Annotated in this window: 21 protein-coding genes; 5 read left to right on the top strand and 16 right to left on the bottom strand. The window is 54.8% G+C overall.

What is annotated here, in order from left to right; all coding sequences use genetic code 11:
• From ACLD4K_RS14110 to torC, 9 genes are all read right to left on the bottom strand, one after another.
• A partial coding sequence (locus tag ACLD4K_RS14110; protein WP_224839599.1) for a cytochrome c maturation protein CcmE occupies positions 1-232 on the bottom strand: 232 nt, incomplete at its 3' end.
• Positions 229-441, bottom strand: a complete 213-nt coding sequence (ccmD, locus tag ACLD4K_RS14105; RefSeq protein ID WP_000074114.1) for a heme exporter protein CcmD — start codon at positions 439-441, stop codon at positions 229-231. The genes ccmD and ACLD4K_RS14110, both read right to left, overlap by 4 nt.
• Positions 438-1,175 (bottom strand): heme ABC transporter permease, encoded by a 738-nt coding sequence (locus ACLD4K_RS14100; RefSeq protein WP_023205199.1) that lies wholly within the window; start codon positions 1,173-1,175, stop codon positions 438-440. Before ACLD4K_RS14100 ends, ccmD begins: the two co-directional genes overlap by 4 nt.
• Positions 1,176-1,226: 51 nt before the next feature.
• On the bottom strand, positions 1,227-1,886 hold the full coding sequence (ccmB, locus tag ACLD4K_RS14095; RefSeq protein ID WP_000990028.1) for a heme exporter protein CcmB: 660 nt from the start codon (positions 1,884-1,886) through the stop codon (positions 1,227-1,229).
• Entirely contained in the window at positions 1,883-2,500 is a 618-nt protein-coding gene (gene ccmA, locus ACLD4K_RS14090) for a cytochrome c biogenesis heme-transporting ATPase CcmA (RefSeq protein ID WP_001747554.1), read from the bottom strand. Before ccmA ends, ccmB begins: the two co-directional genes overlap by 4 nt.
• A 5-nt stretch (positions 2,501-2,505) precedes the next feature.
• Entirely contained in the window at positions 2,506-3,906 is a 1,401-nt protein-coding gene (locus ACLD4K_RS14085) for a cytochrome-c peroxidase (RefSeq protein ID WP_000724469.1), read from the bottom strand.
• Between the two features lie 189 nt (positions 3,907-4,095).
• Positions 4,096-4,728 (bottom strand): molecular chaperone TorD, encoded by a 633-nt coding sequence (gene torD / locus ACLD4K_RS14080; protein ID WP_000595416.1) that lies wholly within the window; start codon positions 4,726-4,728, stop codon positions 4,096-4,098.
• The gene (gene torA, locus ACLD4K_RS14075) at positions 4,721-7,273 is read right to left on the bottom strand and encodes a trimethylamine-N-oxide reductase TorA (protein WP_411012032.1); all 2,553 of its coding nucleotides are present in this window, start codon (positions 7,271-7,273) and stop codon (positions 4,721-4,723) included. Before torA ends, torD begins: the two co-directional genes overlap by 8 nt.
• Entirely contained in the window at positions 7,263-8,447 is a 1,185-nt protein-coding gene (gene torC, locus ACLD4K_RS14070) for a pentaheme c-type cytochrome TorC (RefSeq protein ID WP_001230254.1), read from the bottom strand. The genes torA and torC overlap by 11 nt, the downstream gene beginning before the upstream one ends.
• A gap of 129 nt (positions 8,448-8,576) precedes the next feature.
• Here torC and torR point away from each other — a divergent pair, with 129 nt between their 5' ends.
• Positions 8,577-9,269 (top strand): two-component system response regulator TorR, encoded by a 693-nt coding sequence (gene torR / locus ACLD4K_RS14065; RefSeq protein ID WP_001562512.1) that lies wholly within the window; start codon positions 8,577-8,579, stop codon positions 9,267-9,269.
• On the opposite strand, the gene torT is transcribed toward torR, so the two are convergent.
• Positions 9,242-10,282, bottom strand: a complete 1,041-nt coding sequence (torT, locus tag ACLD4K_RS14060) for a TMAO reductase system periplasmic protein TorT (protein WP_064034611.1) — start codon at positions 10,280-10,282, stop codon at positions 9,242-9,244. The two genes, torR and torT, sit on opposite strands and share 28 nt — an antisense overlap.
• Before the next feature lie 79 nt (positions 10,283-10,361).
• Here torT and torS point away from each other — a divergent pair, with 79 nt between their 5' ends.
• A complete protein-coding gene (torS, locus tag ACLD4K_RS14055; RefSeq protein WP_079965518.1) occupies positions 10,362-13,097 on the top strand; it encodes a TMAO reductase system sensor histidine kinase/response regulator TorS in 2,736 nt (911 codons plus the stop codon).
• Positions 13,098-13,201: 104 nt separating this feature from the next.
• Here the strand turns inward: torS and ACLD4K_RS14050 are convergent, their stop codons facing one another.
• The 4 genes from ACLD4K_RS14050 to yidA all read right to left on the bottom strand — a co-directional run bounded on the left by ACLD4K_RS14050 (position 13,202) and on the right by yidA (position 17,504).
• Positions 13,202-14,329 carry a DUF4056 domain-containing protein gene (locus ACLD4K_RS14050; RefSeq protein ID WP_001258179.1) on the bottom strand — a complete coding sequence of 376 codons (1,128 nt, stop codon included), beginning with the start codon at positions 14,327-14,329 and terminating at the stop codon, positions 13,202-13,204.
• Positions 14,326-15,465 carry a BamA/TamA family outer membrane protein gene (locus tag ACLD4K_RS14045; protein WP_079965517.1) on the bottom strand — a complete coding sequence of 380 codons (1,140 nt, stop codon included), beginning with the start codon at positions 15,463-15,465 and terminating at the stop codon, positions 14,326-14,328. Before ACLD4K_RS14045 ends, ACLD4K_RS14050 begins: the two co-directional genes overlap by 4 nt.
• On the bottom strand, positions 15,462-16,490 hold the full coding sequence (locus ACLD4K_RS14040) for a hypothetical protein (protein WP_411012031.1): 1,029 nt from the start codon (positions 16,488-16,490) through the stop codon (positions 15,462-15,464). The genes ACLD4K_RS14045 and ACLD4K_RS14040 overlap by 4 nt, the downstream gene beginning before the upstream one ends.
• A 201-nt stretch (positions 16,491-16,691) precedes the next feature.
• The gene (gene yidA, locus ACLD4K_RS14035) at positions 16,692-17,504 is read right to left on the bottom strand and encodes a sugar-phosphatase (RefSeq protein ID WP_411012030.1); all 813 of its coding nucleotides are present in this window, start codon (positions 17,502-17,504) and stop codon (positions 16,692-16,694) included.
• A 304-nt stretch (positions 17,505-17,808) separates the two neighbouring features.
• Here yidA and ACLD4K_RS14030 point away from each other — a divergent pair, with 304 nt between their 5' ends.
• The 3 genes from ACLD4K_RS14030 to ACLD4K_RS14020 all read left to right on the top strand — a co-directional run bounded on the left by ACLD4K_RS14030 (position 17,809) and on the right by ACLD4K_RS14020 (position 21,289).
• Positions 17,809-19,071 carry an MFS transporter gene (locus tag ACLD4K_RS14030; protein ID WP_000061259.1) on the top strand — a complete coding sequence of 421 codons (1,263 nt, stop codon included), beginning with the start codon at positions 17,809-17,811 and terminating at the stop codon, positions 19,069-19,071.
• A 13-nt stretch (positions 19,072-19,084) separates the two neighbouring features.
• Positions 19,085-20,278, top strand: a complete 1,194-nt coding sequence (locus tag ACLD4K_RS14025) for a mandelate racemase/muconate lactonizing enzyme family protein (protein ID WP_001589928.1) — start codon at positions 19,085-19,087, stop codon at positions 20,276-20,278.
• Positions 20,279-20,392: 114 nt separating this feature from the next.
• On the top strand, positions 20,393-21,289 hold the full coding sequence (locus ACLD4K_RS14020; RefSeq protein WP_001054589.1) for a LysR family transcriptional regulator: 897 nt from the start codon (positions 20,393-20,395) through the stop codon (positions 21,287-21,289).
• Positions 21,290-21,307: 18 nt separating this feature from the next.
• Here ACLD4K_RS14020 and gyrB read toward each other — a convergent pair whose 3' ends face one another.
• Positions 21,308-23,722, bottom strand: coding sequence for a DNA topoisomerase (ATP-hydrolyzing) subunit B (gene gyrB, locus ACLD4K_RS14015; protein ID WP_000072047.1), 2,415 nt, complete (start codon positions 23,720-23,722; stop codon positions 21,308-21,310).
• A gap of 28 nt (positions 23,723-23,750) precedes the next feature.
• Entirely contained in the window at positions 23,751-24,824 is a 1,074-nt protein-coding gene (gene recF, locus ACLD4K_RS14010; RefSeq protein ID WP_000059373.1) for a DNA replication/repair protein RecF, read from the bottom strand.
• Positions 24,825-24,833: the final 9 nt, after the last annotated feature.

Here is a 24,833-nt window from a genome sequence, read left to right as displayed (position 1 = left end):
GCGAGTCCGGGTCGCGCCTGACGCTGCCGGGCATCACCATCCCGCCGACGCGCAGACGCTGGCCCGCTGCCGGCAGCTGCTGCGTCTCGCGCTTGCCGTAGAGAATTTCGCCGGGGGTATAGAACAGGTCGATATTCGCGCGCAGCGCGTACAGGACCAGGGCGGTGGTCAGCGCCAGGCCCGCCAGCACCGCGCAGACCACCCATAGCCGGTTTTTACGTCGCAGGTTCACGCGGCCTCCTGTTGCGCCTGTGCGGCACGCATCCGCGCCTCGCGCGCCCGCTGCTGCGCCACGCCGCGCAGAATGGCCCGGCGCTGCAGCACCGTGTGCAGCACCAGCAGCACCAGCGGCGCCACGGTCATCGCCACCGCCAGCCAGACAAAAAAGGCGTACCCGCCCATGGCGAAAAAATCGCTCCACGATGAAAATGCCGGACTCACCGGTGCCCCCTTTTCAGTATCAGTTCGCTCACCCACGGGCGGCGTTTTTCCATCAGTAAAATCAGGTTGCGCATCCGCATCAGCGCCAGCGTCATAAAGAGCAGCAGGTAGCCGGCGATGGCCCAGCGCAACGGCGAGCGCATCGCCGGGTCGATGCTCTGCTGCATCCGCGTCGAGCCCTGGTGCAGGGTGTTCCACCACTCGACGGAATAGTGGATAACCGGCAGGTTCACCACGCCGACCAGCACCAGAATGCCCGCCGCGCGCCCGGCCATCCGGCGGTCGTCAAAGGCGTGCCACAGGGCGATGACCCCGGCGTAGAGAAACAGCAGCACCAGCTCCGAGGTCAGGCGCGCGTCCCACACCCACCAGGTGCCCCACATCGGTTTGCCCCACGCCGCGCCGGTGACCAGCGCGATGAAGGTGTACACCGCCCCCACCGGCGCCATCGCCGCGACGGCAAGGCTGGCCATTTTCATCTGCCAGACCAGCCCGGTGAACGCCGCCACCGCCATCGCCGCATAGATACCCATTGACCAGATGGCCGCCGGGACATGCAGGTACATAATGCGGTAGCCCTCCCCCTGCTGGTAGTCCGCCGGGGCGAAACCAAAGCCCCGGACCCAGCCGGTGGCCAGCGCGATGATGCCGGCCGCCGCCAGCCACGGCACGAGCCTGCCGCAAATCTGATACAGCCGGGGCGGCGCCGCCAGCTGATGAAGGGTTTTCCACATAGTCGTCACCTGACCTCCTGAAACCAGTAAAATGTCCGTCGCGCCGGGGCGCTACTGCACGCTGAGGCGCAGCGCCGCCGCGGTGGCGAACGGGCTTAACGTCGCGCTGCCCGCCAGCAGCGCCCCCAGCACCGCCAGATAGCCGTCAGCGGGTAAATGCATCGATGCCGCGTCCATCGCCGCGGCGGCGAAAATCAGCACCGGGACACTCAGCGGCAGCACCAGAATGCCCAGCAGGACGCCGCCGCGCCGCAGCCCGGCCGTCAGCGCGACGCCCGGCGCGGCGAGAAACCCCAGCGCCGGCGTGCCGAGCAGCAGCGTCAGCGCCATGATTTTCCAGCCGTACACGTCCATCCCCAGCAGCAGCGCCACCAGCGGGGAGAGCATAATCAGCGGCAGGCCGGTCACCGCCCAGTGGGCCAGCACCTTCGCCAGCACCACCGCCGGCAGCGGCACCGGCAGCAGCATCAGCTGCTCCAGGCTGCCGTCCTGCAGGTCGTCGCGAAACAGCCGCTCCAGCGCCAGCAGCGAGGCCAGCAGCGCCGCCACCTGGATGATGCCCGGCGCGATACGCGCCAGCAGCTGCGGCTGCGGCCCGACGCTTAACGGAAACAGGGTGATGACCATCAGGAAGAACCACAGCGGGCCGGCGATGTCCGCGCCGTGGCGGAACGCCACGCGCAGTTCGAGACAGAAGACACGCCACATCACAGCCCTGCCTCCCCGCCGGTCAGCGCCAGGCGGCGGACGGTGTCCGCGGCCCCCGGCAGCGGCTGGTGGGTGGTGAGAATGACCATCCCGCCCTGCGCCGTGTGCGCCGCCATCCGCCGGGTGAGGCGCGCCACGCCGTTAACGTCAATGGCGGTGAACGGCTCGTCGAGCACCCACAGCGCGGCGCGGGTCAGCCACAGGCGGGCCAGCGCCACCCGGCGCTGCTGCCCGGCCGAGAGCCGGGCGACCGGCACGTCCTCAAATCCCGCCAGCCCGGCCTGCGCCAGCGCCTCCGGGAGACGCGCGCCGTCGCCGGGGTGGAAGAAGTGCAGGTTCTCCCGCGCCGTCAGGCGGGATTTAATCCCCGGCTGGTGCCCTATCCACAGCAGGCTGCGATGGAAGCTGTCGCGCACGCGGCGCAGGGGCTCGCCCTGCCAGTACACCTCGCCGCCGTCCGGGCGCGCCAGCCCGGTCAGCAGGCGCAGCAGGGTGGTTTTTCCCGCGCCGTTGCCGCCGGTGACCTGCACCCACTCCCCGGCGTCCACGGTGAACGACAGCCCGCGAAACAGCGTCCTCTCGTCCCGCTCGCAGTACAGATCTCTGGCTTCAAGCATCATTGTCATTGCGCATATTCAGGTTGATATGGCGTATAAACACCGGTCAGGCTTTCCAGGAAGGCGACGATATCGTCAATATCGTTTTGCGGCAGATCGGTGCCAACCTGGTAACGCAGCATCAGTTTTACCGCGCCATCCAGCGTCGGTACGTCGCCCCGATGGAAATAAGGCGCCGTTAACGCGACGTTGCGTAAGCCTGGGACTTTTTGCCGTAATTTATCGCGAACCTCTTTGGTGACGTTCATACGACCAATATCCGCTGCGGTAATTTCGCCAAAATTAAAGTCTCGCTTTAATCCCAATGGTTCAAAAGAGCGTCCGCCTAAAATGATACCGCCGTGACAGGTTGCACATTTATTCTCTTTAAATAATTGATAACCGTGTTTCTGTTGCGCGGTCAGCGCATTTTCATCTCCACGCAGCCATTTATCAAAAGCGGAATCCGGCGTTATCAACGTTTTTTCAAATTCGGCGATCGCATCAGTAATATTTTCCCCGGTAAATCCTTGCGGATAAACCGCCTGGAAATCTTTTTTCAGGACAGGATCTTTATCAAGCTTGCTAATAATTTCATCCCAGGATTTAGAGGCCATTTCAATAGGATTTAACGGTGGTCCGCCAGCTTGCTCCTGCAGGGTTGCAGCACGACCATCCCAAAATTGTTCGATATTGAATACGGAGTTGAATACCGTCGGCGCATTTATTGGTCCTACCGCACCGCCAACGCCAATTGAGGTTTTTCTGCCATCGACACCGCCCGCATTTAACGCGTGACAATGCGCACAGGATATTGTGCTGTCGCCGGATAAACGTTCATCATGATAAAGCCGGAAACCTAAGTCGACTTTTTTCGCATCGACGGGAATATTGCGCGGAATAGGCTGAACGGGTTCATTCCGGTGCGCGGCGTCGGTATCGGCGCTGGCATAGTTGCGCTCACGCTGATCGGCTATCCAGTTCAGGATGTCAGTACGCTCTTTATCGCTGACGCCCCCCGCCCAGTGCAGCGCGACATAGCGGGTTGGCGGCATAGTCTGATGTTGCATAACCCATTCAATTTTATTCAGTTCGCTTTGCGGCACCGGCGTATCCGCAATCAGGGCGGCCCGTACCGCCTCCAGGTTAAACGATTTGTAGCCAAGCTGGATATCGTAATCCATTAGCTGCTTTGCCACCGGAAAAGAGGAATAAAAAGGTAATTCAGCGGAAGGCGTATGACAATAATCACATCCTTTCTCCCTGAAATAACCCAGTATTTTATTATTTTCACCCACAACCGAGGCCTGCACATCGCTTTTTTTACTGCGCTGTTTGTCGTAATACCATACATACCCGGACAAACCTAAATAACATAACAGCCCAACGGTGATAACCGTTGTCGCATAGAGGGTAATTTTTTTCATATCACTATCCTTATGGGGTATTGCGGCATGATTAATTAAATTTTATTTTTTTACTCATGAGGCCCGTCAATACTAAATACAAACCCATCATGGATATTGATTGGTATCAATAATTACAATTGGCTAAACCTATAGATATGATAACCCCCGACTATCGTAAGATTTATTTTGCGATGCCCGTCACAGGGTTTATTCAACCGCAACAATGGATAAATCCTCTTTTCCGTCATCAAAACGAACGATAGCCAACAATAATTGACTTAACGCAGCATAAAAACCATAGGGATCATGCTTAAGGCAATTATTTGTAAATTCCGGAAGCCATTCCAGTAATGACGACAATGTTTTCTGGCGTAATTTATTCATTCTCCGTTGTTGGAACGATTCACCCAATGAAAAATGTAAATGGCTGAGTAATTCCAGATAAATCGCCAGGTGGTCGGCCGGCTCTTTAAAATCGTCGTTGACTTCCATCCCGGCTTCAAGCAATAAATGTTTAATCATGCCGGGTTCCTGCTGCGGGTATTGCGAGGCGTAGGGCAACGCCGATTTTTTATCCGTCATCAGGAACAATCCGCAAAAATCTGCGGCCAGCTCCAACTGCGCATCCTGGCGCAGGCTAAGCGCGGCAATTTTTTGTTCGAGTAACGCCACCGACGCCGCCAGCGCAGGCTGACGCTTTAACAGCGCCAGCCAGTCCGCGATTTCCGCGGACTGTAATTGTATTAACCCTTCATCATCCACTTCCCGGAAAAAGAGTAACGCCAGCCATGCATATACGCAGGCGTACTGTTCCTGAGCAAGCGCTGGCTGCTTAATCATGCGGATTCCCCTGCGATGCGGGTACATATTCACACTGCGCGACCATCTCGACCGGACCGTTAAACGCCGTGACGTTATCAATAGGGCCGGTATATTTTTCAATTTCCACCAGCGTCGTATGCGCGCTGGTCGCCTGCGCGAGCTGTGATGTACCGATATCCAGCGTTAATACGTTAGGGTTGCCGTACTTACATAACGCGTTGAGATCGCCGCCTTTATCAGGATCGTACCAGGCGCCTTCATGAATTCGCGCCACGCCCGGCGCATAGCGATCGGAAACTACCGCCCCCGCCAGTACCTGCCCGCGTGCATTGAATACCCGCACGATGTCACCGTTGCGGATCCCGCGCGCGCTGGCATCCTGTGGGTTAATAAAGACCGGCTCCTTGCCGCCAACGGCATATTGCTGACGCAGCGTTTCCGACTCGCACAGTTGGGAATGCAGACGGAAATCAGGGTGGACGGATTGTAAGTGCAACGGCCAGCGCTGCGATCCCGGCCCGCCATGCGAGCGTTCGATTTTTTCGAACCACATGGGATGGCCCTGACAATCGTCGTATTGCATGTCGGCGATCGTTTTGGAGTAAATCTCGATCAAACCGCTTGGCGTGCCCAACGGCTCCAGGTCCGGATCTTCACGGAAAGCCTGATGGCGCACAAACATCTGCGGATGATCAAACTCGATGTACTCCTGTTGATTCCAGAACACCTCGAAAGTCGGTAAGTGGATACCGCGACCTTTTCCCTGCTGGCTCCCTTCCTGCCAGATGCGTTTCAGCCAGCCCATTTCATCAAGGCCTTCCGTAAATGCCGCTTCACGGTTAAAGCGTCGGCAGAGATCGCGGAAAATATCAAAGTCGTTACGCGCTTCAAACTGCGGCGACACCACCTGTTTCATGGCGATAATCCCGCGGTTAGAGTGATTGCCGAACTGATCGAGGTCGTTACGCTCAAATTGGGTGGTAGCCGGCAAAACGATATCCGCAAAGCGGCAGGTCGACGTCCACTGGTTATCAATAGCGATGACCGTTTCCAGCTTGCGCCACCCTTCAATTATGCGGTTAATTTGTTGGTGTCGGTGGAACGGGTTGGTCCCGGCGAACACGCACATCTTCAGCGGCGGTAATTTAACCGATTTGCCGTTCCAGTTAATGACCTTGCCCGGTTCAAGAATGGCATCCATAAAACGCGCAATAGGAATGGTGCTGCTGTAGCCTTTGTAATCCGTGCTGTCGTGTACTGGCGGAACGGTCGTCGAACCGGAAAAGCCGCTTAAAATGATCCCTTTACGACCAGGCGTCCCGGCGCCGTTGTAGTGCCAGCCAAAACCAAAGCCGCCGCCCGGTAAACCAATCTGTCCCAGCATTGCCGCCAGCACGACGACCATCCATGACCACTGTTCGCCATGCTGCATACGTTGTACGCACCAGCCAGCGATGATTTGCGTTCTGTCGCCCGCCATCTGCCGCGCCAACGCGCGGATGGTGTCGGCGTCAATACCGCACAGTTTTTCCGCCCAGGCGGCATCTTTGGGCTGTCCATCTTTCTCGCCCAGCAAATAGGGGAGGAACTGGTCAAAACCGACGCAGTAGTTATCGAGGAAATTTTTATCGTACAGTTTCTCGCTGTACAGGGTATGCGCCAGCGCCAGTTGTAACGGGACATCCGTCTGCGGGTTAATGGCGATATGTTTGACCTTATCGCGCCCCAGATAATCGTGCGTGGAGGTGACGACCGGGTCGATGCTGATGACCGAGATAGCGCCGCTGGCAACTTTTTCTTTTAATTGTTCATAGTACTGATAGACATCGTGATCCGGGCACCACCAGTTTGCCTGCTGGTTTTTCACCATATCAGAACCCCATAGCACAATTGTTTTACTGTTCTGTAAAACCAGAGGCCATGACGTTTGCTGCTCGTACACTTCCATTGAACCCACCACGCGCGGCAGAATCACCTGTGCCGCGCCAGTCGAATAGTCCCCTCCCGTGCTGACGCTATTGCCATGTAGCGCAATCGCGCGCGCCAGCATCCCGGAGGCGTTATGGAACATGCCGGTAGATTGCCAGCCGCTCGCCGTCAGTAACGCGCTCGGCCCGTAGGTTTTTTGCACCCGCTCCAGTTCCTGATAGAACAGATCCAGCACTTCATCCCAGGAGACGCGCACAAAACGATTATCGCCGCGCTGCGAGGTGTCGCTTTGATGACCTTTGCGCATCCAGTCGACGCGCACCATCGGATAGCGAATACGCGCCGCATTGTGAACGTGATCGGGCAGACCGGCGATCATTTTGGACGGGTATTTATCCTGTTCAAACGGTTTTGCCGCCACAAATCGACCGTCAACCACCGTGGCGCGAATCGCCCCCCAGTGAGAACCGGTAAGGATACCCTCTTTCGTCGCGGCGCCTGGCGCAACGGCATCCGCTGCGCGGGCGCTACGGGGCGTCAGCAGTGACGGCCCCAGCATTCCTGCCACCGTCAAACCGCCAAGCTGCGCCAGAAAACGTCGACGAGAGACGTGTAACGAGTCCTTATTTTTCATTGTGTTCTCCCTTATCGCTGTGCGGCGTGTTGGTGGTATCAGACGCATTCATCTGGAGATATTTCAACAAGGTACGTTCTTCACGCTTATCCAGACTGGTGAAACCGATCATGCCGTTGAGCGTGCCGATCCAGCCGTTAGCGTCAAAGTGCGCTTTGTCCGGCGCGCCGTGACACTGATTACAGGTGCCGTTATAGAGGGAGTCGGCATAGGCCCAAATCGGTTTAATGTCATTTACCATGTCGCCTTTTTGCATCCACGCGGTTGCCTGTAATTTGCTCCACTGAGTATTGGTCGCCGCGACGGTGGTCTCTTCCAGCGTTTTCACATGCTGTTGCACATCGCCGCGAATCGAGGCGACAAAAATACGTTTACCGGGCAACTGCGTCAGCACGCGCTGGCGACCGTCCGTCTCCGTCCAGCCTTCGATTTGCACTTGCAGCCAGTCACCGTCCCGTTTAAGGACTTTCACTTCAGAAGCAGGTAACAACGAACCTGCCGGTTCTTTATCGCCTTTAGCGGCGTAAATCGGCTTGATATCCAGCGAATAGAGCGTATCGCCGTCATTATGCGTACTGGCGCTGGCGCGCAGTTCATCAAACTGTTTACGGAAACCGCTGCTCATATCCGGTAGCTGGTGGGCAATCCCTTTATGGCAGTCGATGCAGGACTGATTTTCTTTCGCGGCGATTTTCATTTGCCGCGCCGCTTCCGGGTTCTGTTTCGCGTGATCCATCGCATCGTAGTTATGGCAGGAACGACAGGTCGCGGAGTTATTCTCTTTCATGCGCGCCCATTCACGCTCGGCAAGCTCGGCACGTTTGGCTTCAAATTTTTCCGGGGTATCAATCGAGTGGGCGATAAATGTCTGGTAAAGATCGTTGCTGGCTTCCAGCTTACGTTTCACCATGCCTGGAATATCAGGGGGGATATGGCAATCGTGACATTCCGCGCGTACGCCGGAAGCGTTCTGGAAATGTACGGACTGTTTATATTCCTGATACACCGGCTGCATACTATGGCAGCTGACGCAAAACTCTGTCGTACTGGTCAGTTTGATACCGACGTGAGGTAACACGATCAGCGCAACGCCGATCACAATCCCGACAATGACCAGCGCCAGTATCGACCAACGGGCGCTTGGCCTGAGTAGCGCTCTCCAGAGTTTTCGCATAATAGCCCCTGTAATTATATGGTTTAATGCGCAGATCTTATTCCGCAAATATGAACAGCGTCACTGGTCAGGATGAACGGGATACGGCAATATATGAACAGATATGAACAGAAAGAGACCGCGCGCAGGATGTCACATCACATTGTTATTGTTGAGGATGAACCTGTTACTCAGGCCAGATTACAGGCCTATTTTGAGCAGGAGGGGTATCGCGTTTCGGTGACCGACAGCGGCGCGGGCCTGCGCGACATCATGGAGCATGAGCACGTTTCGCTGATCCTGCTGGATATCAACCTCCCCGACGAAAACGGGTTGATGCTGACCAGGGCGCTACGCGAACGTTCCACGGTGGGCATTATTCTGGTGACGGGGCGTTGCGACCAAATCGACCGCATCGTCGGGCTGGAGATGGGCGCGGACGACTACGTCACCAAGCCGCTGGAACTGCGCGAGCTGGTAGTGCGGGTGAAAAATCTTTTGTGGCGCATCGATCTGGCCCGCCCCACGCCGCAAAATGCCAGTGAAAACTGCTATATGTTTTCCGGTTACTGCCTGAACGTGATGAATCATACGCTGGAGCACAATGGTGAAGCCATTAAGCTTACGCGCGCGGAGTACGAGTTACTGCTGGCCTTTGTGACCAACCCAGGCAAAGTGCTGCATCGCGAACGTCTGCTGCGAATGCTTTCCGCCCGCCGCGTAGAGACTCCGGATCTCCGCACGATTGATGTCCTGGTTCGCCGCTTACGCCATAAAATTACGCCGGAACTGCTGGTCACACAGCATGGCGAAGGCTACTTTTTAGCCTCGGAGGTGTATTGATACAGATAGACGGGCCGAAATCCCGGAGGCGATAGCGAACGGCGAACGCGCGCGCTATCGGCGTTGTTATGCGTCAAAATAAGCACCGGCGGGCTGATATTTTCAGGCACCGGTTGCCCCTGTAAGACCTTAATCGACTGCGTTATCGCTAATTCTCCCTGCCAGGCCATCTGATCGCTGAGCGCCATCAGGATATGGCCGCGTTTTAAACCGCGATAAACCTGATGCGTCAGATAAAATGAGACGATCGTGAGCGGAGTCGTCAAATTTCGCCCTTCGCCCATCGCCGCCTCCGCCGCTATCGCCGACCCGGCGACCACATTGGCGTCCGGATGGCGCTCCAGCATTTCCTGGAGTAAGTTTCGCTGCACTTCAATGTCGTTATCGCCCCAGGCGATATCCACAATGTTGATCGCGCTGCCTTTAATTGCCTGACGAAAACCCGCCACCATCTCCTGACTGCCGCCGGCTTCTTCCGGCCCCGGGAAGAGTAAAACGTTAAGCGCTTTTCCTTTGCTCCACTGCACCAGGAAACGTCCCGGCAGATACCCCATCTGAAACCACGGCAGACCAACGCGGGTTGCGACGCTGGCATCGTGAATCATGTTCACCAGTTCAATAACCGGCACATTACCGGCATACCGTTCCAGTTCCGGGAAACGATCGGTACTGCTGCCAAGCAGAATAGCGTCGGCGCCCCACTCCCGGCACTGCGTCATTTGCTGTTGTTGCGTCGCCAGTTGCCGATAGCCATTCGCTTCCAGCACTTTTAAATCAACGCCATACAATTTGGCCGCTTTTTGCATCCCGTAGTTGACGGACAACCAGTAAGAATCTTTCAGGCTGGGGTATAATGCGCACAGTTTCCAGGGTTTACTCGCATTGACTGACGTTTGCCGCCAGGGAATCGCCCGATCGGCGCGCGTCCAGTGTAGCAGTCCGGTTTCGGCTGACGCCGTTTCTACATTCGAGACGATGATTATCAAAAAAAAGAACGAAATAAGCGCGCGCATGATAGCCCCACCAGCAACAAGGTTTTATCCTAATGGTTTTTCCGGCGGCAACTCAACCCATTTCACCCGCGGCGCATAAATGTCAACGCCTTCACTGACCCGCAGATTATGGCTGGCCTTCGCCCTGATGGCGGCACTCACCCTGCTCAGCACCGTGATCGGCTGGATAAGCCTGCGCGTCATTAGTCAGGTGGAGCAAACCAATACGCAAGCGCTGCTCCCCACGATGAATATGGCCAGGCAGTTAAGCGAAGCCAGCGCTTACGAGCTCTTTTCTGCGCAAAATCTGACCAATGCCGACAGTGAGGGCGTTTGGCTGGCGCAGGGGAAGATGCTGAAAGCGCAAAGCCTTAAAATTAACCATCTTTTGCAGGCATTAAGCGAGCAGGGATTTAATACCTCGGCCATCGCCCGGCAAGAAAAAGAGATTGCGCAAACGCTTGGGCAACAGGGAACGCTGGTCGGTGAAATTCTCACGCTGCGCGCACAGCAACAGCAGTTAAGCCGCCAGATTGCGGAGGCGGCGGAAAGCATTGCCGCCCAGGCTCACGGCCAGGCCAATAATGCCGCGACATCTGCGGGCGCCACCCAGGCCGGTATTTACGATCTTATCGAAAGCGGTAAAGGGGATCAGGCTGAACGCGCGCTTGACCGGCTGATTGATATCGACCTTGAGTATGTGAATCAGATGAATGAGTTGCGGGTCAATGCCCTGCGGTTTAAGCAGCTCATTGTGACCTTAAAAGACGCGCAAGGGCTGAGCGATGCCGAGGACACCGATGAAAAACTTAATCAGTTGGTTAAAATTTTATCCCGCCGCCAGCAGCGTATAGAAGATCCTACCGTTCGCGCCCAAATCGCCGACGCGCTGGAGAAAATAAATCAGTACACCACACTGGTTACCCTGTTTCGTAAGGAAAACGCCATCCGCGACCAGCTTCAAACGCTTATGGCCAATAACCTCTTTCAGTTTACCCGCTTCAGTACGGAAGTGTCGCAGTTGGTGAACGCCATCGAAAAACGAAACGAGGCTGGGTTAGCGCGTCTTACACACGCCAGTCAGCGTGGGCAAATAGGGTTAGTGATCTTAGGTATCCTGGCGCTGTGCTCATTAAGTTTTATTCTTTGGCGAGTGGTTTACCGTTCCGTATCCCGCCCGCTGGCGCAACAAACGCAGGCCTTACAGCGGTTACTGGAGGGCGATATTGACTCACCGTTTCCGGAGGCGGCTGGCGTCAGCGAACTGGATACCATCAGCCGTCTGATGGAAGCGTTTCGCGCCAACGTGCGCAAATTGAACCGCCATCGTGAGGATTTGGCGGAACAGGTGCGATCGCAAACGGCGGAGCTTCATGCGCTGGTGCTGGAACACCGGCAGGCGCGCGCCGAAGCGGAAAAGGCCAACGAGGCGAAATCGACGTTCCTTGCCGCCATGAGCCATGAAATTCGCACGCCGCTTTACGGCATTCTCGGTACGGTACAATTGCTGGCCGATAAACCGCTCATGGCAAACTACCGCGACGACTTACAGGCCATTAATGATTCAGGCGAATCGCTACTGGCGATTCTTAACGATATTCTTGATTACTCGGCGATTGAAGTAGGCGGCACCAACGTTTCTATTAGCGAGGAGCCGTTTGAACCGCGACAATTGTTGAATAGCGCGCTGCATTTAATGCACAGCCGCGTGCAGGTGGCGCTCATCGCCGACTTTAGCGAGCAACTCCCCTCCACGCTACAAGGCGATCCGCGCCGGATACGTCAAATTGTGATTAATCTTTTAAGTAATGCGGCGAAATTTACCGATCGCGGCAGCATAGTGCTGCGCACGTTTTGCGACGATCAGAGCTGGTTTATTGAGGTTGAAGATACCGGATGCGGTATCCCTGAAGCAAAGCTGACGGCTATTTTCAAACCGTTTGTGCAGGCGACAGGACGCCGGGGCGGGACGGGCCTGGGGCTGGCTATCAGCGCCAGCCTGGCAGAGGCAATGGGCGGGACGCTAACCGTCACCAGTACGCTTCATGTTGGCAGTTGTTTTCGCTTACAACTGCCGGTTCGCCACCCCAAACCCGCAAGCAAAAGTGCGTTCAGGGAACCGATAAATCTTAACGGGCTACGTCTGTTGCTGATTGAAGATAATATGCTGACGCAGCGTATTACCGCTGAAATGCTCACGGGTAAAGGGGTGAAGGTCTCAGTAGCTGAAAGCGCGAATGACGCGCTACGCTGTTTAGCCGAAGGCGAGCCCTTTGATGTGGCGCTGGTGGATTTTGATTTACCGGATTATGACGGCTTAACCCTGGCGCAGCAGTTGATGAGTCAGTATCCCGCCATGAAACGCATTGGTTTTAGCGCGCATGTGATAGACGATAATCTTCGTCAGCGTACCGCCGGTCTTTTCTGCGGGATTATTCAAAAGCCCGTTCCCCGCGAGGAGCTTTACCGTATGATAGCGCACTATTTACAGGGCAAATCTCACAATGCGCGGGCGATGCTGAATGAACATCAGCTTGCCGGCGATATGGCGTCTGTCGGCCCGGAAAAGCTCCGGCAATGGGTCGCGTTATTCAAAGACAGCGCGCTGCCTTTAGTCGAGGAGATCGAGGCGGCGCGCGCCATGAATGACGACGTTAACATTAAGCGGCTGGCGCATAAATTAAAAAGCGGCTGCGCCAGCCTGGGGATGACGCAGGCAACCGAAGCCTGTCGGGAGCTGGAATTGCAACCGCTTAGCGATATAGATATTAAAACTATCGTGACGCAGGGAGTGACGGCACTCGACGCATGGATAGCCGGTCATCCTTCGCCATAATAGCTTCCGGCTCGCCAAACGACGCATTTCACATCACCAGTTATCAGAACATAAAACAGTACGCCGAGGGTATAAGAGGGAAATAGCCTACGGCTACTGCCTGTTTAATGATTCTGTGTTTTTTCGTCCTGTAGCCGTGCCTGCTCCGCCAGGGCGGCAAAATCTTTTTCGCTGTAATAGTGCGCGGGAGGCGGTAGCTGCGCCATATCCTCGCTGGGCCACAATTGTAGTTGCGCCAGCGTGCTAAGCTGGATACCGCGCCAGCGATGGGGCAAGCTCAGCGGCAATAGCGGCATTATCTCGCCAGGAATGGCGGTCGGCAGGCGGTCATCGCCCATCTGATAATTACGATGCAGCACCAGATATTTTTCCGGTACCCGCCGCTGGCTGTTCCACCAACGGCCATCAAGCATATCAAACTGAAAACGGGTGATCTGCGCCGGCTGCGCTGCCAGCTGCGTCAGCGCTTGCCGCAGCGCAGTTTCCATCGCCGTGTTGTACATCTCTTGCGTTTTCGTCTGGCCGCCGACAATTAAAGACGCCGCCAGACGGGCACCCGCGAGGTTAGAATAGAGATCTTCCGGCGAAAAGGCCGATACTCCCTCAGAAAATCCGCGAACAGACTCGAAACCGTACCATTGGGCGATTTCGTGCCACTCCGCCACCTGGAACGCCAGATGCGCCGACAGCCAGGCGGCCAGCGTGTAACGCTCGCGTGCATCGACCGGAGGGGTAAAAGCAGTAAAAACCAGACGCCGTTCGGCCAGCTCCTCGCCCAGATTCAGCGTAAAAGCCTGCCCCAGCTTTGGTAGTAGTTGGCTGAAGATATACACTGTCATATCAGCGGTATCCCGCACATGTGCGGTGTCGATGAATCCGCCACGCAAGGTATACACAATACCGTTATTCTCACCGCTAAGGCCAATCAGGTTTGCCACGCCCGAGTACAGATGGTCGTTGTACTGATGATGCCCCAGCGAGTCCACCGTCACGACGTTATTTAACTGATAGAACGGAACCGGCAGTCCCAGCAGCTCGGCATGCAGGTCGTAACCAAAAGCGCAACACGGACGCAACCCCTTTGGCAGCGGCTGCGGCGGCATCGTCGGCCAGGCTTCACTGGCAGCTGGCATTGGGAGAGAGGACAGATAGAGCGTCAGTGGTAAGGCGGCGCGAGCGCTCCCCGTCAGAAACAGCAGCGCCAGAAAGATAACCCGAACGACGGACCTCAAAATGCTTCTCCTACCTGAAAATAAAAACCGCTGCTAGCTTTGCCCACGCCGTAATCCAGCCGCACGTTGACGCGCGGCTTGAACTCAAAGCGATAGCCCACGCCCGCAGAAGGCAGCCATCGTCCGTCATCCAGATGGTGCAAAGACGATCCCATGGTGCCCGCGCCCACCCAACCGACAACGCCATGCCGCCAGCTCAGCTTATGGCGATATTCCAGCTGACCACTGATAGCATTTTTATCGCGATAGCGCCCTTCATAATAGCCGCGCATACGATGGTTACTGCCCAGCAGCGGCAGCATATTCCACGGCACATCACCCTGAGTAAAAGCGCCGTCCGTTTCCCAGGCCAGCACATCTTTATCATTGACGGCATGGTAACGACTATAGTGCAGTTGGTATTCATCAAACCGCGTATCGCTACCGACGTCCGGTGCGAAGTGGGTATAGCGAAGGGTGGCATACTGCCCTTTGCGTGGGTTAGGTATAAAATCACGATCATCCCAGCTAATCTCAACGCTACCGCCGTTACTCAGTGAAGAACAGCCCTGCGCTGTACTTTGAATTTTGGGCGGATCGGTCTCATCAATTTGCGCGGCGTGCTGTATATCCAGCGTCCAGCCAACGCCAAGATAGATATTGTTGACCAGCCGACGATACAGCATGGGTTGCAGATCCAGCACCTGCGCAGTATAGGCCTGCTTATGGCTGTCTTTATCACCGGCGGCAAAACCCTGTCCCCAATAGTAAGTGGGCGTGTCGCTCAATGCGCCAGTGAGGAAGAAACGCCAGCGATCTTGCGCGAAAAAAGCGTAATTTTGCAGGCTTACGCCAAAAGCGCCTGTGGAGCTGAAATAGCCGCTCAGCGACAGCGTGGATACCTGGCTAACCTTATCGGCAGGATCGGGGCGATACATACCGACGATAGCGGTGCCGATGCCCAGCCCCAGTTCAGGGGTATAAAATGGCCCGGGCATTACTCCCCAGTTGACGCCTTTGGCGGCATCGTAAGTATCGCTATCCCCCATTTGTTGTAGCCAGCCGTCCACCTGACTGCGGCTGGGCAGCGACGCCTGCGCCACGCCGGACAGCACACCGGCGACGCAAAGCAACAGTCGGTAATGGCAGCGATTCAAAAGCGGTACTCACCGGCCACAAAGAAGCTATTGCGCTCGGCAAAGCCAAACTCGGTGGTAACGTTGAAATGGCGGGTTATTTCATACTGAGCGCCCAGCAGCATGTTCCACGGTGATTGTAGATGCTGTTTGACGTCAAAGCGGCCGTTATTGTTATAGTTAGCCATACTCACCAGCCTTTGTAGCGTCGCTGACGGCATGGTCAGGTCGTCGAGGCTGCCTTTAAACTCCTGCTGCACATCCTGATACATGCTGCCGACCCAGACGTTTAGCTTGCCCGACGGCAGATGCATCTTATCTATACCCGGGGTGGTAAAACGGTAACCAACACGAGGTGAGACGGTAAAGGCGTCGATGCTGCCATCAAGAATATCGAACTGTGTCTGGGTGTAGTTAGCATCAACAGCGGTAAACCAGTTACTTACGCCGCCGACCAGCGTGGTGCCGATGCCATAGGTAGTGCCTTTAAAGTCGAGTTTAAACTTGAGGTTTTGCAGATCGGCGGGATGAAAAACGTGGCCATTTTTCGTCATCAACCCAACACCAATTTGCGAAATGGAATGACCATCGGTATAGCCCACCAGGCCGTACACATTCATAAATGGCAGCAGCCAGGCATCCAGCTTGACCGTTTCGGTCTTGCTCTTTTCACGGGTATGACCGACGTTAATTTTAAATGCGTTATCTAATGGAATTCCCCCGTTGGAACCTAAAGCCAGGCCATTAAAGTTGATGCTATCAACGTTAATATTCTGCCCAATATTCATGTAGTTAATATTGAGACCAAATGGCTCGGGAAGCTCATAGCCACGCTTTCGGGCTTCATCACCCAGAAAAGGCAACACTGATGTACTGGCAGGCTTTGCCACCGGCGTTGTCGCGACTGGCGGTGTGGCAGCAGATGGGACGTCATCCTGATAGCTATAAACAGGCGACAGGTTCGCCGGGGCCGGGGGGCTGGTAGCCGCCCAGGTAGAAAAAGCCATAGCGGGCAGCGCCAACAGCAAAAGGGAGCGTTTTTTCATAATGATGAAGCGTTTATTCTGGCGAGAAGCGCCGCCGGATCGAAAGGAGGAGGGAGAATATAGTAATCGTCGCCTGGTGGGCGGGATTTCTGTGCGAATTAATCTTTTGAAATAAAAAACTATTTTCTACAACGTCTTTGTTGCAACACATTAGCTTCATGAGTGGAACTATCGGCCCGACGGCGATCGGGCCGGAGTGAATCAGGACAGAACATGTTGTTCAATCGCCCAGGCAACACCATCTTCAAGGTTCGATTTAGTCACAAAGTTAGCCACCTCTTTGACCGACGGAATGGCGTTGTCCATTGCCACGCCCATACCGGCGTATTCGATCATCGCAATGTCGTTTTCCTGATCGCCAATCGCCATCACCTCCTCTGGCTTAATACCCAGCGTCTCGGCCAGTGATTTTACGCCAGTGCCTTTATTAACCCGTTTATCGAGGATTTCAAGGAAGTACGGCGCACTTTTCAGCACGGTATACTTTTCCTTCACCTCTGCCGGTATACGCGCAATCGCCCGGTCGAGAACGGCAGGCTCATCGATCATCATAACTTTCAGGAACGGGGTGTTCGGGTCCATCTTCTCCGCTTCACAAAATACCAACGGAATGGTCGCCACATACGACTCATGCACCGTGTAGTAGCTGATATCGCGGTTAGCGGTATAAAGCGTATTTCGGTCTAATGCGTGGAAGTGAGAACCCACCTCACGGGACAGTTTTTCCAGGTAACGGTAGTCATCATAGCTGAGCGCCGTTTGCGCAACCGTACTGCCGTCCCCTGCTTTCTGCACCAGCGCCCCGTTATAGGTGATGCAATAATCACCGGGCTGTTCCATGTGAAGTTCTTTCAGGTAACTGTGCACACCCGCATACGGACGGCCTGTGGTCAGCACCACGTTTACCCCTTTTTCACGCGCAGCGGCAATCGCGTTTTTAACCGCCGGAGAAATGGTGTGATCGGGCAGCAGAAGGGTGCCATCCATGTCGATAGCAATAAGTTTGATAGCCATGAGTTCCCCAGAATGAATGAGTCCTGACTCATGCTAACGCGATTCCGCTCAAAAAACAGTAAAGAATCCGAGAGAAAGGGGGATAAGATTCACAAACGGGATTCCCCTTTTCAGGCCGTATTCTCCCTCCTGATGTATTAGATAACCTCATTAATCAAACAGAAAATACCGTTTTTCTAAAAGAATGTGTATTGCTACTTTGGACATCATCACTTAGAGCCTAATGGGATTGGTTCTTAATCAGTAAAAATCAACAAAAACTTATATTTTAAAATAACCTTATCCGATGAGAAGGAGATCGCTAATGTCGATGGCCCTTACCGCCCCCCCAACCAGGAAAAGATTTTTAATCGTTGCCTGTCTGTTTATTGGAATATTTATTGCTTATCTCGATCGCGTTAATGTTTCGGTATTAGCCGCGAATGAACCCTTCTTAGCCTATATGGGTATTGAAGGTATGCCATTGCAAATCGGCATGATGATGACCGTCTTTCTGGCCGCTTATGGTATCGCTAACGTTGTATTATCACCGCTTGGTGATTATCTCGGCCCCAGAAAAGCAATGATGCTTTGTATTCTGATCTGGACTATCGCTTTAATGATTGGCGGAGTCGCTACATCATTCGCTCTAATTATTATTTGCCGTATATTACTGGGCATCGGAGAGGGATTTTATTATCCACTGCAAAGCGTATTTATTAAAAACTGGTTCCCGAAGCAGGAACGCGGCAGAGCAAACGCGGCGTGGATCGTCGGCCAGTCAGTCGCTCCCGCCATTGCGATGCCTTTTTTCACCTGGTGGATAGGCACCCACGGCTGGCGCTCCAACTTCTTTTTATGCGCCGCTCTTGGGTTAATCCCACTCTGGCTACTTTGGCGATATGTTGCTGATAAACCAGAACAACATAAAAGTATCAGCGAGCAGGAACTGGCTTATATCAAAGCCGGGCAGGAAACGGAAAGCGCAGGCAGCAGCGAAAGTTTTATGTTGCGGGTAAAACCGGTGATTACCAACTACAGCTATTGGTTGCTGGTGCTGTGGTATCTGTGTCTGCAATGCCTGTACTGGGGGATGATTACCTGGCTGCCGACCTATCTAAAATCAGCCAGAGGGTTCAGTTGGGCAGAAATGGGCTGGCTGGCGTCGCTTCCCTTTGTCCTGTCGATATTTGCCAAAGCGGCCGCAGGCGTCTTCGTCGATAAAATAGGACGCAGCGCCCCCATATTAATGGTATTAATGTTTTTCGCTGGCGTCAGTATCTATTTCGGCACCATAACCGAACATAAATATATGTCGGCGGTACTCCTCTCCTTTGCTGTTGCTTTCTGTACGATGGGTACGCCCGTTGCCTGGACGTTATTACAGGGAATGATACCAGGAAAATCCATATCCGCCGCCAGCGGCGTAATGAACGGCGTCGCCAACGGACTCTCTTCATTATCTCCTGTATTTATCGGCTTATTTATTTCTATCACTGGAACTTATACCGGCGGCTTACTATGCCTGGTTTTTATCAGCGCTATCGCCGTGGTATCGGCATTAATCTTAACGATTAAAAAATATTAATTACGAGGAGTAAATTATGAAAATTACCAGCGTTGATATTATTGATGTGGCGAACGATTTTGCGTCCGCCACCAGCAAATGGCGTCCGGTGGTGGTAAAAATTAATACCGATGAGGGCATTTCCGGTTTTGGCGAAGTCGGGTTGGCTTACGGCGTCGGCGCTTCTGCGGGCATCGGAATGGCGAAGGACCTGTCGGCCATTATCATCGGCATGGACCCGATGAATAACGAAGCTATCTGGGAAAAAATGCTCAAAAAAACCTTCTGGGGGCAGGGCGGCGGCGGCATTTTTTCCGCGGCGATGAGCGGCATCGATATCGCGCTGTGGGATATCAAAGGCAAAGCGTGGGGCGTACCGCTGTATAAAATGCTTGGCGGCAAAAGCCGCGAGAAAATCAGAACCTACGCCAGTCAACTACAGTTTGGCTGGGGGGACGGCAGCGATAAAGATATGCTGACCGAGCCGGAGCAGTATGCACAGGCGGCGCTGACCGCCGTCAGCGAAGGCTATGACGCAATAAAAGTGGATACCGTCGCAATGGATCGCCACGGCAACTGGAACCAGCAAAACCTCAACGGGCCTCTCACCGATAAAATCCTGCGTCTGGGCTACGACCGTATGGCCGCCATTCGCGATGCAGTCGGCCCGGACGTGGATATCATCGCCGAAATGCATGCCTTTACGGATACCACCTCGGCGATTCAGTTTGGCCGCATGATCGAAGAACTGGGCATCTTCTACTACGAGGAACCGGTTATGCCGCTGAACCCAGGGCAGATGAAGCAGGTTGCCGATAAGGTCAATATTCCGCTGGCGGCTGGCGAACGCATATACTGGCGCTGGGGATACCGCCCTTTCCTGGAAAACGGCAGCCTGAGCGTGATTCAGCCCGATATCTGCACCTGCGGCGGCATCACCGAAGTGAAGAAAATCTGCGATATGGCGCACGTTTACGACAAAACGGTGCAAATCCATGTTTGCGGCGGGCCGATTTCCACAGCGGTGGCGCTGCATATGGAAACCGCGATCCCTAACTTCGTCATCCACGAACTGCACCGGTATGCGCTGCTGGAACCGAATACACAGACCTGTAAATACAACTATCTACCCAAGAACGGCATGTACGACGTTCCGGAGCTTCCCGGCATCGGCCAGGAGCTGACCGAAGAAACCATGAAAAAGTCGCCGACCATTACCGTAAAATAAGCCAACAGTCTGCCTGCGCCGCAGGCAGACACCCTGTATTTGCGAGTCGTATCAACGCGACCTTATCCAGCCTGAGATAAAATCCTCTCAGTAAAGGGGTAACACAGGTGGCAAATGAATTTAACTATCCGGCAATTTCGCGCGTTTCTGGCCGTCGCGGATTTGCGTAGTTTTACCGCCGCCAGCAAATATCTGTGCATCACGCAGGGAGCTGTTAGCGGTTTAATCAACGAAATGGAAAGCCAGATGGAGGTTTCCCTTTTCGACCGCACTTCGCGCGTGGTGAAGCTGTCGCCCGACGGCGAAAAGTTTTTACCCGCCGCCATGCGGGTTGTTGAAGAGTTTCAACGGGCCGAAAATTATGCCCGCGACCTGAAAGAGATCAAAAAATCCCTGGTGCGGGTTGTTGGCGCGCCGCTGATCGCCTGTGCTTTTCTGCCGCAAATCATCCATGCCTTTAAGCGGCAGCATCCGCATACCCACGTACAGCTTATTGATAAGCCCATGTCGCAATTACAAAAAAGCATTATGTTGGGAGAAGCCGATTTTGGTATCGGCCCGGAGCGGCCGCTGGAGCCGGAAATCGACAAACAAACGCTGTTCACAACGGAAATCGCCCTGTACTGCCATCCGGACTATCGGCTGCATAAAAAAACGGTTCGCTGGGAAGAGATTCAAAGCGAAGAGCTGATCGCCGTTGGCAACGAATCCATTCCGATGATCTCCGCAACCGCTGGCGTGCGCATTAAGCCCAAAATGACGGTGGAACATATGGCGACCGCCATGTCGCTGGCGGCGCAGTGTGAAGGCGTGGTGATCGCCGGAACCTTTTCCCGCCATTACGCCAAAAGCTACCAATTAGCGACCTGTTCGCTCACGCCTCCGCTGCGGCGCAATATGAACCTTTATTTCCATGCGTGGCGCGCACAAACGCCCGCCACTCAGCGCTTTAGAGATTTTTTATTCAGCTATGTCGATGAACATCATGATGCCCCGGCCAACCAGCGGTAGGCCGGGGATTAAGGCAGGTTAAATATCGATATTCGCCGCTTTCAGGGCGTTCTCTTCGATAAAGGCACGACGCGGCTCAACGGCGTCGCCCATCAGCGTAGTGAACAACTGGTCGGCAGCAATCGCATCTTTAACGGTCACGCGCAGCATACGGCGGCTTTCCGGGTCCATGGTAGTTTCCCACAGCTGATCCGGGTTCATTTCACCCAGACCTTTATAACGCTGGATAGCCAGACCGCGACGTGATTCTTTCACCAGCCACTCCAGCGCCTGCTCGAAGCTGGTTACCGGCTGGCGACGCTCGCCGCGTTCGATAAACGCGTCCTCTTCAATCAGACCGCGCAGCTTCTCGCCCAGCGTGCAGATACGACGATATTCCGCGCCGGTCACAAACTCGTGATCCAACGGATAATCGGTATCCACGCCGTGCGTACGCACGCGAACGATCGGCTCGAACAGATTCTGTTCCGTATTAGTATGAACATCGAACTTCCACTGACTGCCGTGCTGCTCTTTCTCATTCAGCTCGGTAATCAGCGCATTCACCCAGCGCGTTACAGTCTGCTCATCAGAAAGATCGGCTTCGGTCAGAGTTGGCTGATACACCAGCTCTTTGAGCAGCGCTTTCGGGAAGCGACGCTCCATACGACCAATCATTTTCTGCGTGGCGTTATATTCAGAGACCAGCTTTTCTAACGCTTCGCCGGATAGCGCCGGCGCATGGGCGTTCGCGTGCAGAGTCGCACCGTCAAGCGCGATGGAAATCTGGTACTGATCCATCGCTTCGTCGTCTTTAATGTACTGTTCCTGCTTGCCTTTCTTCACTTTGTACAGCGGCGGCTGCGCAATATAGACGTGGCCGCGTTCAACGATTTCCGGCATCTGACGGTAGAAGAAGGTCAACAGCAGCGTACGGATGTGCGAGCCGTCGACGTCCGCATCGGTCATGATGATGATGCTGTGATAGCGCAGCTTGTCCGGGTTGTACTCGTCGCGACCGATACCGCAGCCCAGCGCGGTAATCAGCGTGGCCACTTCCTGAGAGGAGAGCATCTTGTCGAAGCGCGCTTTCTCGACGTTGAGGATTTTACCTTTCAGCGGCAGAATCGCCTGGTTCTTGCGGTTACGCCCCTGCTTCGCAGAACCGCCCGCGGAGTCCCCTTCCACCAGGTACAGTTCGGACAGCGCCGGGTCGCGTTCCTGGCAGTCCGCCAGTTTGCCCGGCAGACCGGCTAAATCGAGCGCGCCTTTACGACGGGTCATTTCACGGGCGCGACGCGCCGCTTCACGCGCACGCGCGGCGTCGATAATTTTGCCGACGACGATTTTCGCGTCAGATGGGTTTTCCAGCAGGTATTCGCTCAACAATTCGTTCATCTGCTGTTCTACCGCCGATTTCACCTCGGAAGAGACCAGCTTATCTTTAGTCTGCGAGGAGAATTTCGGGTCCGGCACCTTCACGGAAACCACCGCAATCAGACCTTCACGGGCATCGTCGCCGGTGGCGCTGACTTTGGCTTTTTTGCTGTAGCCTTCTTTGTCCATGTAGGCGTTCAGCGTACGGGTCATCGCCGCACGGAAGCCTGCCAGGTGGGTACCGCCGTCGCGCTGCGGAATGTTGTTGGTAAAGCAGTAGATGTTTTCCTGGAAACCATCGTTCCACTGCAGCGCTACTTCGACGCCGATACCGTCTTTTTCGGTAGAGAAATAGAAGATATTCGGGTGGATCGGCGTTTTATTCTTGTTCAGATATTCAACAAACGCCTTGATGCCGCCTTCGTAGTGGAAATGATCTTCTTTGCCATCGCGCTTGTCGCGCAGGCGGATGGAGACGCCTGAGTTCAGGAATGACAGTTCACGCAGGCGTTTCGCCAGGATCTCATATTCAAATTCAGTGACGTTGGTGAAGGTTTCGTGGCTCGGCCAGAAACGTACCATCGTGCCGGTTTTATCGGTATCGCCAGTGACGGCCAGGGGTGCCTGCGGCACGCCGTGCTCGTAGATCTGACGGTGAATTTTGCCATCTCGCTGGATAACCAGTTCCAGTTTTTGCGACAGAGCGTTGACTACCGAGACGCCCACGCCGTGCAGACCACCGGAGACTTTATAGGAGTTATCGTCAAATTTACCGCCCGCGTGCAGAACGGTCATGATCACTTCCGCCGCCGAGACGCCTTCTTCCGGGTGAATCCCGGTCGGAATGCCACGGCCATCATCCGTTACGGACACGGAGTTATCGGCGTGAATAGTCACGACGATATCTTTACAGTGACCCGCGAGCGCTTCGTCGATAGCGTTATCTACCACCTCGAATACCATGTGGTGCAGACCGGTGCCGTCATCCGTGTCGCCGATATACATACCCGGGCGCTTACGCACCGCATCCAGCCCTTTCAGGACTTTGATACTGGAGGAGTCATAAGAATTCGACATCAACGTTTCTCGCTCATTTAATCTTGGGTTAATCCGTTATTTTACCCTTTTCCACGGTAAACATCTTCGAATTTTCATCCGACATGTCTATAACGTGTTCAGCGCTAATTGCGCTGACAAAGACCTGCGATTGCGTGGCTTTTAAGCGGCTGGCCAGCAGTCCGCGACGCGCATCGTCAAGTTCAGAGGCAAAATCATCTATCAGGTACAGGCAGCGCCGCCCGCTTTCGCGGGTGAGGAACTCGCCCTGCGCCAGACGTAAGGCGCACATCAATAACTTTAGCTGCCCGCGCGACAGGGTATCTTCCACCGGCGCGCCGTCAGCGCGAATGCGAAAGTCCGCTTTATGCGGCCCGTGCGCGGTGTAGGTCAACATACGGTCACGCTCAAAGCTTCGCTCCAGCACGTCCGCATAGTCTGTCTCTTTCTCCCAGCCGCGCTGGAAAGAGAACGTCAGGGAAAATTCAGGTAAAAACTGCTGACAGGTATCCGCCATGTCCTGTGCGATAGCGCTACTGTACTCCGCCCGCCAGGTACTAATTTGTTCCGCCAACGGGATCAGCTCTTTATCCCACGGGCGCAATTGCTCATAACGACTCACCTGGCGCAGCGCGGCATTACGCTGTTTCAGCAATCGTTTCAGGTTGCTCCAGGCGGTGAAGAATCCGGCTTCGTTGTGAAAGCATCCCCAGTCAAGGAACGCTCTTCTGTATTTGGGGCCGCCGTTGAGTAAAGTAAACCCCTCCGGCGTAATCAACTGCATCGGCATTAAATGCGCCAGCTCCGCGATCTTGTGACCGTCGGTACCATCGATACGGACTTTGCTGTCGCCCTGCTTATCTTTGGTTAAACCAATCGACGTCTCACGCTCTTCGCCCTGTAATCGCCCGTGGAGAACAAACGCTTCCTGCTCATGACGAATCACGCGGCCAGGCTGCAAACTGCGAAACGCCCGACCGTGACCAAGCGTATAGATAGCTTCCAGCACGCTGGTTTTGCCGCTGCCGTTGGCGCCAACCAGGAAGTTAAAGCCGGGGGATAAAGCGAGATCCGCGTTTTCTATGTTGCGGAAATCTTTGATTAGCAGTCTGGATAGCGACATATCAACTCA

The organism is Salmonella sp. 741265055_HSA, assembly GCF_046569525.1.
Classification (GTDB): domain Bacteria; phylum Pseudomonadota; class Gammaproteobacteria; order Enterobacterales; family Enterobacteriaceae; genus Salmonella; species Salmonella enterica.
The sequence above is the reverse complement of the archived record's forward strand: the minus strand, read 5'-3'. Positions and strand labels throughout refer to the sequence as shown.

Coding starts and splice junctions, on each gene's coding strand:
- ACLD4K_RS14100 (WP_023205199.1), bottom strand. CDS start 1,175: ATGTGGAAAACCCTTCATCAGCTGGCGGCGCCGCCCCGGCTGTATCAG.
- ccmA (WP_001747554.1), bottom strand. CDS start 2,500: ATGCTTGAAGCCAGAGATCTGTACTGCGAGCGGGACGAGAGGACGCTG.
- ACLD4K_RS14085 (WP_000724469.1), bottom strand. CDS start 3,906: ATGAAAAAAATTACCCTCTATGCGACAACGGTTATCACCGTTGGGCTG.
- torD (WP_000595416.1), bottom strand. CDS start 4,728: ATGATTAAGCAGCCAGCGCTTGCTCAGGAACAGTACGCCTGCGTATAT.
- torA (WP_411012032.1), bottom strand. CDS start 7,273: ATGAAAAATAAGGACTCGTTACACGTCTCTCGTCGACGTTTTCTGGCG.
- torC (WP_001230254.1), bottom strand. CDS start 8,447: ATGCGAAAACTCTGGAGAGCGCTACTCAGGCCAAGCGCCCGTTGGTCG.
- torR (WP_001562512.1), top strand. CDS start 8,577: ATGTCACATCACATTGTTATTGTTGAGGATGAACCTGTTACTCAGGCC.
- torT (WP_064034611.1), bottom strand. CDS start 10,282: ATGCGCGCGCTTATTTCGTTCTTTTTTTTGATAATCATCGTCTCGAAT.
- torS (WP_079965518.1), top strand. CDS start 10,362: ATGTCAACGCCTTCACTGACCCGCAGATTATGGCTGGCCTTCGCCCTG.
- ACLD4K_RS14040 (WP_411012031.1), bottom strand. CDS start 16,490: ATGAAAAAACGCTCCCTTTTGCTGTTGGCGCTGCCCGCTATGGCTTTT.
- yidA (WP_411012030.1), bottom strand. CDS start 17,504: ATGGCTATCAAACTTATTGCTATCGACATGGATGGCACCCTTCTGCTG.
- ACLD4K_RS14030 (WP_000061259.1), top strand. CDS start 17,809: ATGTCGATGGCCCTTACCGCCCCCCCAACCAGGAAAAGATTTTTAATC.
- ACLD4K_RS14020 (WP_001054589.1), top strand. CDS start 20,393: ATGAATTTAACTATCCGGCAATTTCGCGCGTTTCTGGCCGTCGCGGAT.
- gyrB (WP_000072047.1), bottom strand. CDS start 23,722: ATGTCGAATTCTTATGACTCCTCCAGTATCAAAGTCCTGAAAGGGCTG.
- recF (WP_000059373.1), bottom strand. CDS start 24,824: ATGTCGCTATCCAGACTGCTAATCAAAGATTTCCGCAACATAGAAAAC.